We start from the raw sequence: 8953 nt of genomic DNA, 5'->3' as shown, positions 1-8953 counted from the left end.
CAACTTTATGTTCTTTACAAATATCTACAAATATCTTTGCAAGATTTTCAAAATTTGAAGATTCTTTATCTCTAAAACATGCAATATCAATTTTATTATTTAAAAGAGTTTTTTCTAATTTATTAGCAAATAATTTTTCATTATTTGTATAATAAAGAGGGTCGGTAATTAAATATTTTTTCATGAAAAATTATATAATAATAGGCATAAAAAAAGGGAATAAGTAAAAACTTATTCCCTTTTTTATTTTTAAAGACTAGACTTACTAGTGTTCTTCTTCTGCCATCATAACAGAACCAGCAATATAAACATAAGTTAATATACTGAAAATAAATGCTTGTAGGAAACCAAAAGCAGTTAATAAGAAGAAACCTGGAAGAGGTAAAATCCAAGGTACTAACATTAAAAGTACCATTAGGAACATATCATCCCCTCTAATTGATCCAAAAAGTCTGAACGATAAAGAAATTATTCTTGATATATGAGAAATAATTTCAATTGGGAACATTAATGGAGCAAGAATAGGCATAGGACCCATAAAGTGCTTGAAATAGTTAATAAAACCATTTAATTTAATACCAACATAGTTGTAGTATACAAATACAATTAATGCTAATGCTAAAGTAAAGTTGATGTTACTTGTAGGTGCTTCAAATCCTGGAATAACACCAATCATATTACTAAAAAAAATAACGATAGCAAATGAACCAATTAATGGTAAGTATCTTCTAGCGTTTTTTTCACCCATTGTATCAGCACCCATTGCGATAATACCACCAATGAATGCTTCCATTGCATTTTGAGCTCCATTTGGAACTAATTGCATTTTCTTAGTCGCTGATCTTGCAACGTAAAATACTATCGCTAACACTAACACAAAGTGAGATAGAATAATCCATTCTTGACCATGACCACCAATAGAACCTAAGAATGTAAACAGTCTTCCTTCCATTTCTTTCCTTTTTTTTTGTTTCTCAATACTAAATTATTAGGACATTATATTATTTGTTTTCTAAAAAGTTTATAAATAAAATAAATTAAATCTAAATTTGCTTGAATCTATAACCTGCTTGTTTCAAATTTTCACGTATTAATTTTTGGTGTTCTTCACCTTTTGTTTCAACAGCAATAGTTACATGAGCTTCGCCAAATTCAAGCTTAATAGAGTTTCTATCGTAATCAATTTGAACAATATTTGCTGAACTTTTTGTAAGTACATTTGTTAAATTCATTAATGCACCAGGTTTATCCATAAGTGTTACGATAAGATTCATTTTTCTATAAGATTTTACTAAACCTTTTTCAATAATTAAAGATAACATTGTTACATCAATATTTCCACCACTAATAATTGAACAAACTTTTGAACCTTCAACATCAACTTTTTTATGCATAATAGCAGCAGTTGCAACAGCACCTGCACCTTCAACAACTAATTTATGTTTTTCTAATAAAAATAAAATCGCATTTGCTATTTCATTATCAGTAACTTCAACAATATCATCAACGTGTTCTAAAATAATATCTAGTAGTTTTGGTGTAACATCACGAACAGCAATTCCATCTGCAATAGTTTTTACAGCAACTGAATCAATTGGCATATGCGATTCAAATGATTCTTTCATTCCTCTTGCACCACTTGCTACAACACCTGTGATTCTAATATTTGGATTAATTGCTTTAGCAGCAATTGCAATACCTGAAATTAAACCACCTCCACCAATTGGAACAACAATATGTTCAATATCTTCAATATCTTCTATAATTTCTAAAGCAACAGTCCCTTGACCTGCAATAACTTCATCATCTGCAAAAGGATGAATAAACTCTTTATTATTTTCTTCTGTGAATTTCATTGCAGCTTCATAAGCTTCATCAAAATTTTCACCAATTAATACAACTTTTGCACCAAATGATTTAACACCTGATACTTTTGTAAGTGGAGTAGCTTCAGGCATAAATATTGTTGCTTCACATTTAAAATGAGAAGCTGCAAAGGCTAAACCTTGAGCATGGTTTCCAGCACTTGCTGCAACTACACCTTTGTTTCTAATCTCTTCATTAAGACATGCAAGTCTATTAAATGCACCTCTTAATTTAAAACTTCCAGTTAATTGCAAATTGTCTTTTTTTAAATAAACTTCAGCTCCTAAATCTTTACTTAGTATTGGGGCAAGTGCTAGCGGAGTATTTTGAATAATATTTTGTAATTTATTTTTTGCTTCTTTTATATTGTTTAATGTTATCATGTGATTGTCTTTTATATAAATTTTTAGATTGCCATTTTATCTAAATAATATATTTTTAATATAAAAAGAAAAAAATTTATTTATTTTTAAGTCTATGTAATCTAGTATTTAATCAATAAATCAAATATATAACAATAAAGTGAAGATATGAAATTTACATTCGTTACGCTGTTTCCAAACTTAATTGAGCCATACTTTCAAGACTCAATTTTAAAAAGAGCAGTTGATTCAAAGTTTATTAGTTATGAATTTTTCGACCCAAGAGATTTCACAACAAATAAACATAATAAAGTTGATAAACAAATTATTAGTGGTGGAGCAGGAATGCTTATGACTTGTCAGCCATTATTTGATTGTTTAGATAAAATAAAAGAGCAAAATCCTGATGCTTATATTATATTTCCATTAGCTGCTGCAAAGCCATTTAGACAAAATGATGCAAAACGCTTGAGCGCGAAAAAAAACATAGTTTTTGTAAGTGGAAGATATGAAGGAATTGATGAAAGAGTCATAGAAAACTACGCAAATGAAGTTTTTTCTATTGGAGAATTCATTTTAACAGGTGGAGAATTGCCATCTTTAACAATGAGTGATGCAATTTCTAGAAATGTTGATGGAGTGCTTGGAAATGCACAGTCATTGGATGTTGAGAGTTATGAAAATGGACTTTTGGAAGCCCCTTCTTTTGCTAAACCTGAAATTTTCCAAAAATTAAGTGTGGTTAAAGAATTTCTAAAGGGAAATCATAGTAAAATTTCCGACTTAAAAAACCAGATGTCAATTTGTAAGACAAAATACTATAGACCTAATAAGGAAAAACGATGAAAAATAGATATATTGCTAGTTTCGAAGCAGCACAAACTGAGTCAAAAGAGATCCCTCAATTTAGAGCTGGAGATACAGTAAGACTTGGTATTGAGATTAAAGAAGGTGAAAAAAAGAGAGTTCAAACTTACGAAGGTATCGTAATTGCTAGACATGGAGAAGGTGTTTCTGCAACGTTTAACGTAAGAAAAATTGGAGCTAACTCTGTTGGTGTTGAAAGAATTTTCCCATTATACTCAGATTCAATTAAAACTTTTGAAGTATTAAGAAGAGGTAGAGTAAGAAGAGCTAAGCTTCACTACTTAAGAGGATTAAAAGGTAAAGCTGCAAGAATTAAAGAGCTTAAAAGATAATCAAACTAAGGTTTCCTTAGTTTGTCTAGTATGTCAAAAATACTAATACACACAACTTCTTTAATAGAAGCAACCCCTATAATTAATTCTTTTTCTTTAAAAGAATTAATTGAACCTCAAGAAAATAAAATATTTCTTAATGATGATATTATACTTATTGTTTCTGGTGTAAGTAAGCATAAAATATTAGAATCATTAAATTATATTTTTAATAACTTTGAAATTTCTAAGGCATTTGATTTAAGCATTGCATCATGTAGTGATGGATCAATTGCACTAGGAACACTTTTTTGTACTAATAGATTTATCAATGGACTTAATTTTGCAAATATTACGACTGTTGAAGAACCTTTAGAAACTGACGAATTTTTAGAAACTTTACTTGTAGATTCACAAGCTGAATATTTTAAAGAAATATGTAAAAAAAATATTAAAGACTTTTATGTTTTAAAAATTGTATCTGATTATTTTGATAAAGATAATTTAGATGATGAAAAAATTTCAAAACTTATAAATGATTCAATACTAAAATGGAAAAACTTAATTTAAAGGTGTTATATGTTTGCTGATATTGTAAACTTTATTGTTGATACAGTAGGTAGTTTAGGCTATATTGGTATATTTATTATGATGTTTTTAGAAAGTTCTTTTTTCCCATTTCCCTCAGAAATTGTTATGGTACCAGCTGGTTACTTAGCTTATAAAGGTGAAATGAATATTTATATAGCTATTTTTGCAGGAATTGCAGGTTCTCTAGCAGGAGCTTTATTTAACTATTTTTTAGCTGTAAAATATGGAAGAAAATTTTTAATAAAATATGGAAGATATTTTTTTATTAAAGAAGAAACTATTTCAAAAATGGAAGAGTTCTTTAAATCTCATGGTCATATCTCAACTTTTTCAGGAAGATTAATCCCAGCTGTTAGACAATATATCTCATTTCCTGCAGGACTTGCTAGAATGAATTTATTTACATTTTCACTTTATACAAGTTTAGGTGCTGCTATTTGGGTAATTATTCTTACATTACTTGGATATTTTATAGGTGATAATGAAGCTTTAGTAAAAGAGTATTTAAGATATATAATTGCTGTAATTTTAATATCTTTAGTAGTTATAGGATTTTGGTATTATAAAAAAATAAACAAGCAGAAAAAAATATAAGTAAAAATTTCCTAAATTTATTGTGATACAATTTCATCTAACTTAATTTAAGGAAGATAAAATAAAATCACAATCTTTAGCATATAAATATGCATTAATAGCAATCTTTTTTTGGTCAACAGTAGCAACCGCATTTAAAATATCACTAAAATATTTATCAGCTTATGAACTTGTTTTATATGCATCTCTTACATCTACTTTTATTTTATTATTAGTTGTTTTATATCAAAAAAAAATCAATGAAGTAAAAACTCATATTAAAACTAATTTTAGAACTGTTTTATTATTAGGTGCTATTAATCCATTTTTATATTATCTTGTTTTATTTAAAGCTTATGATTTATTACCAGCTCAAGAAGCACAAGCAATAAATTATACATGGGCTTTAATGTTAGCTTTTTTATCTGTAATCTTTTTAAAACAAAAATTAACATTAAATGATATTACAGCAGGTATTATATGTTATTTTGGTGTTTTAATAATTGCAACAAAAGGAGAACCTTTTTCTTTAAACTTCTCAAATTTAGATGGAGTTTTTTTAGCTTTATTATCTACAGTATTGTGGTCTATGTATTGGATTTTAAATACTAAATCAAAAGTTGATCCAATAATTGGACTATTTAGTAACTTTTTAATTTCAATGCCAATAATTATTATTTATTTTATTTTTACACAACCACTTATTTTACCTAATCTAAATGGCCTGTTAGCAGCTTCATATGTTGGTTTTTTTGAAATGGGTATAACATTTTTATTTTGGTTAAAAGCAATGCAAAATGCACAATCAACTTCTAAGATTGCAAATCTAATTTTTATCTCACCTTTTATCTCTTTAATATTTATCTATTTTTTTGTTGGAGAAAAAATAAATGCTTCAACTGTAATTGGTTTAAGTACTATAATTATTGGTTTATTTATTCAACAAATAAAAAGTAAAAAATAGTCTAAATATTAAGTAAAATAGCATTAAAATAGCAATTATATAAATTACATATAAATTGCATATTTATTGTACTACTATCGTTAAATCTATAAGTTTCAATTAAGTTTTACTGTGAAATAATGAATAAGTAAAGTTTAGTACTACCTTTTGTACTACTAAATTTAATTTATAAAAAGTGAACTTATGGCTAAGCAAAAAAATAAAAGATCAGTAATTCAAACAGTAATTAATAAACATACAAAAACAAATAAAAAAGAGATTTCTCAATTAACAATAAAAATTGATAAAAAACTTGATATTGCTCTTTTAACATTAAGTGCTTCTTTAGGTATTTCTAAAAATAAATTAATTGAAGATATTCTTTTTGAAAGTGGAATTATTCAAGAAGTTGATGAAAACTATATGGAGAATTATAATGTATAAGTTTCCAAAACAAGAAGATATCGTAGATGCAGTTTTAAATGGTATTTTAACTGCTAAAAAGAATTTTTCAACATGGACAGCGGATGAATTATATTTATCTTATGCTCCTGCTAAATTCTTAACAATTCATGTATCACAAGAAATTGCAAAATTACAAAATCCTCCTGAGATTTTTATTGATGCAACAATAGCAGACATTCTTAGATGTTCACTTCCAAAAAGAGATGGCTTTAGAGAATTTATGAAAAAACACAATCTTATGCAAGATGTAATTTGTTTAACATTGGATGAAAGATTTGAACATAAAAGCGATAATGATTCTATTTCAAGAGTAATTTTGAGTATAAAAAATGGTGTTAGAAGTGTTCAAGAAGAGTATAAAAATGATGTAGATGTAATATGTAAAATGATAAATAGAGAAAAAAAAGAAGACTCTACTTTGGATTATGGAATTTTTGCATTTTACTTAGATATCTCAAATACAGCAAGAAAAAAAAGTGAAAAAAGATTAGAAGAGTTATTAGAGGCTTTTGATAAGATAGTTTCATCTTATCCACATTTAAAATCAAGTTTTAAAGGAGGCGATATTAAAAAAATAGAGAATATTGGTGAGTGGTGTATTGGCTGTTATATAATAGAGCCTACAGTTTAAAAATATAATATAAATCAAATTTAGGAGAGATAAATGGATTTTAAAAAATTAACAGGTGCTTTAGCACTAAGTGCAGTAGTAGCTAGTTCTTTACTTGCTTCAGATACAGTAAAAATTGGTGTTCAAGCACCTATTACTGGTAAGTATGCAAATGAAGGTCAAAGTATTGAAAACTTTGTAAAGTTAATTGTTGCAGAAAAGAATGCAGCAGGAGGACTTTTAGGTAAACAAATTGAAGTTGTTACTTGTGATGATGAAGCAAAAGCTCAAAAAGCAGCTGTATGTGCTAAGAAATTAGTAAATGAAGGTGTATTCGCTGTAATTGGATCTTATACATCAGGTGCAACAGAAGCTGCACAAACAACATATTTTAGAAGTAAAGTTTTACAAACAAGTGATGGAACAAGTGATTCTTTAATTAAAAGAAAATACTGGACATTCTTTAGAAACTCTTTTCCTAATTCATCTCAAAGTGATTTTACAGCTGAGTATATGGTGAATTCAAAAAAATATAAAAATATTGTAGTTTTATCTGATTATTCTTCTTATTCAGAAGGTTTAGGTGATGCTACTGAAGCATCTGTTAAAGCTCTTGGTGGAAATGTAGTATTTAGAGGAAAAATCAAATCAGGTACTCAAAACTTTACTGCAATGTTAACAAAAGTAAAAGCTATGAATCCTGATGTAATTTATTATTCAGGTTATTATACTGATGGTGGATTATTAAGATCACAGCAAAAACAATTACAAATTGATGCTGATTTTGTTGGTGGAGATTCAAATGATAATCCAGACTTCTATAAATTAGCAGGTAATGCAGCAGAAGGTACAGTTTTAATTAACTTCCCAACTCCTGAAATTTTACCATATGAAGCAGCAAAAAAATATCTTGCAGCTTATAAAGCAGAGTTTAAAATGGATCCTCCATCAATTTGGCCTGTAACTAATGCTGATGGTTTAAGAGCTGTTATTGAAGGTGTTGAAAAAACTAAATCTTTTGATACTAAAAAAATATCTGATTATATTAGAAATGATATGAAAGATTTCCCAGGTATTACAGGGCCATTTAATATTAGAGAAGATGGTGAAAGAGTTGGTGCTAAGTTTGTTGTTTATAAAATGAAAAACGATGGTACAAAAAGCGTTGTTTCAGAATAAAAGGTTTTAAAAAATGGATATTTTTCTTCAACAGTTAATTAATGGTTTAACTATAGGAAGTTTATATGCATTAGTAGCATTGGGTTATACAATGGTTTACGGTGTGATGAAGTTAATTAACTTCGCACACGGTGACCTTGTTGCCTTTTCTGCTTATGTTGGACTTACTATTTTCACGCAATTTTATGGTTCTAATGCTTTATCATTAGTAAATATTGTAATTGTATTTTGTTTAACAGCAATTATTGTCGCTTTTCTAGGTGTTCTTCTTGAGCGTCTGGCATATAGACCTTTAAGAACGGCACCAAGATTAAGTGCAGTTGTTTCAGCACTAGGTGCTTCATTAGTAATACAAAATGCAATTATGTTAATTTGGGGACCAAATATGGAAATTTTTCCATCTGATGTATTCCCTGCAACTTCATGGAATTTTGGTGGAGTTATTATTTCATTTACACAATTGGTAATTTTAGCATTATCAGCTGTATTAATGGTTTCTTTATACATTTTTATTAATAAAACAAAAATAGGTACAGCAATTAGAGCTACTGCAATAGATCAAGATGCTGCAAAACTTATGGGTATTAATGTAAATAGAATTATTATGACTATTTTTATTATTGGTTCAATGCTTGGTGCAATTGGTGGTTTATTTATTGGTATTTACTATAGAGGTTTAACTTTTGACATGGGTTGGCTTTATGGTTTAAATGCTTTTATTGCAGCTATTATTGGTGGTATTGGTTCAATTCCTGGAGCTATGCTTGGTGGTTTATTACTTGGATTATTTAATGCAATGATTTCAGGTTATATATCAACTGAATGGGCTGAGACTTTTACATTTATCTTATTAATTGTAATTTTAATACTAAGACCAACTGGACTTCTTGGTGAAAAAACAGCGGAGAAAGTATAATGAATAAAACTACAATTATTACCATTTTATTTTTAGGTATTATGGCGTTTTTTCCGTTTTTAGTTGACTCTGCATGGTTAAGTATTGGAATTACTTTTTTAGTATTTGCAGTAGTTGCATTTTCACAAGATATTATTTTAGGTCGTGCTGGTATTTTTAATATGGGTCATGCAATTTTCTTTGGAATGGGTGCATATACGACTGCGATTTTAAATGTTCATTTTGGTTTTGAAATTATTGAAACTATTCCATTTGCAATTATTATTCCTG

11 protein-coding genes and 2 pseudogenes are annotated in these 8953 nt (G+C 27.9%); 10 read left to right on the top strand and 3 right to left on the bottom strand.

The window, feature by feature from the left end:
- From ACERKK_RS08210 to ilvA, 3 genes and pseudogenes are all read right to left on the bottom strand, one after another.
- Positions 1 to 184: pseudogene (locus ACERKK_RS08210) on the bottom strand (thiamine phosphate synthase); the annotation flags it as partial.
- Between the two features lie 81 nt (positions 185 to 265).
- Complete coding sequence (locus ACERKK_RS08205; protein WP_373772597.1) at positions 266 to 952, bottom strand: F0F1 ATP synthase subunit A; 687 nt, start codon at positions 950 to 952, stop codon at positions 266 to 268.
- Between the two features lie 91 nt (positions 953 to 1043).
- Positions 1044 to 2249, bottom strand: a complete 1206-nt coding sequence (gene ilvA / locus ACERKK_RS08200) for a threonine ammonia-lyase (protein ID WP_373772596.1) — start codon at positions 2247 to 2249, stop codon at positions 1044 to 1046.
- Positions 2250 to 2396: 147 nt separating this feature from the next.
- Between ilvA and trmD the strand changes: the two genes are divergently transcribed.
- The 10 genes and pseudogenes from trmD to ACERKK_RS08150 form a co-directional block, all read left to right on the top strand.
- A complete protein-coding gene (trmD, locus tag ACERKK_RS08195) occupies positions 2397 to 3074 on the top strand; it encodes a tRNA (guanosine(37)-N1)-methyltransferase TrmD (RefSeq protein ID WP_373772595.1) in 678 nt (225 codons plus the stop codon).
- Complete coding sequence (gene rplS, locus ACERKK_RS08190; protein ID WP_373772594.1) at positions 3071 to 3427, top strand: 50S ribosomal protein L19; 357 nt, start codon at positions 3071 to 3073, stop codon at positions 3425 to 3427. The genes trmD and rplS overlap by 4 nt, the downstream gene beginning before the upstream one ends.
- Before the next feature lie 30 nt (positions 3428 to 3457).
- Positions 3458 to 3976 carry a hypothetical protein gene (locus ACERKK_RS08185; RefSeq protein ID WP_373772593.1) on the top strand — a complete coding sequence of 173 codons (519 nt, stop codon included), beginning with the start codon at positions 3458 to 3460 and terminating at the stop codon, positions 3974 to 3976.
- Between the two features lie 9 nt (positions 3977 to 3985).
- Positions 3986 to 4591: a DedA family protein gene (locus ACERKK_RS08180; protein ID WP_373772592.1), complete on the top strand. Its 606-nt coding sequence runs from the start codon at positions 3986 to 3988 to the stop codon at positions 4589 to 4591.
- 61 nt (positions 4592 to 4652) lie between these two features.
- The gene (locus ACERKK_RS08175) at positions 4653 to 5534 is read left to right on the top strand and encodes a DMT family transporter (RefSeq protein WP_373772598.1); all 882 of its coding nucleotides are present in this window, start codon (positions 4653 to 4655) and stop codon (positions 5532 to 5534) included.
- 183 nt (positions 5535 to 5717) lie between these two features.
- Complete coding sequence (locus tag ACERKK_RS08170) at positions 5718 to 5957, top strand: hypothetical protein (protein WP_373772591.1); 240 nt, start codon at positions 5718 to 5720, stop codon at positions 5955 to 5957.
- Positions 5950 to 6609, top strand: a complete 660-nt coding sequence (locus tag ACERKK_RS08165) for a hypothetical protein (RefSeq protein WP_373772590.1) — start codon at positions 5950 to 5952, stop codon at positions 6607 to 6609. Before ACERKK_RS08170 ends, ACERKK_RS08165 begins: the two co-directional genes overlap by 8 nt.
- A 33-nt stretch (positions 6610 to 6642) precedes the next feature.
- Positions 6643 to 7767, top strand: a complete 1125-nt coding sequence (locus tag ACERKK_RS08160) for a branched-chain amino acid ABC transporter substrate-binding protein (protein ID WP_373772589.1) — start codon at positions 6643 to 6645, stop codon at positions 7765 to 7767.
- A gap of 13 nt (positions 7768 to 7780) precedes the next feature.
- On the top strand, positions 7781 to 8683 hold the full coding sequence (locus ACERKK_RS08155) for a branched-chain amino acid ABC transporter permease (RefSeq protein ID WP_373772588.1): 903 nt from the start codon (positions 7781 to 7783) through the stop codon (positions 8681 to 8683).
- Positions 8683 to 8953, top strand: a pseudogene (locus ACERKK_RS08150) (branched-chain amino acid ABC transporter permease); the annotation flags it as partial. The gene ACERKK_RS08155 and the pseudogene ACERKK_RS08150, both read left to right, overlap by 1 nt.

This window comes from Poseidonibacter sp., from assembly GCF_041821165.1.
Lineage (GTDB): Bacteria > Campylobacterota > Campylobacteria > Campylobacterales > Arcobacteraceae > Poseidonibacter.
The sequence above is the reverse complement of the archived record's forward strand: the minus strand, read 5'-3'. Positions and strand labels throughout refer to the sequence as shown.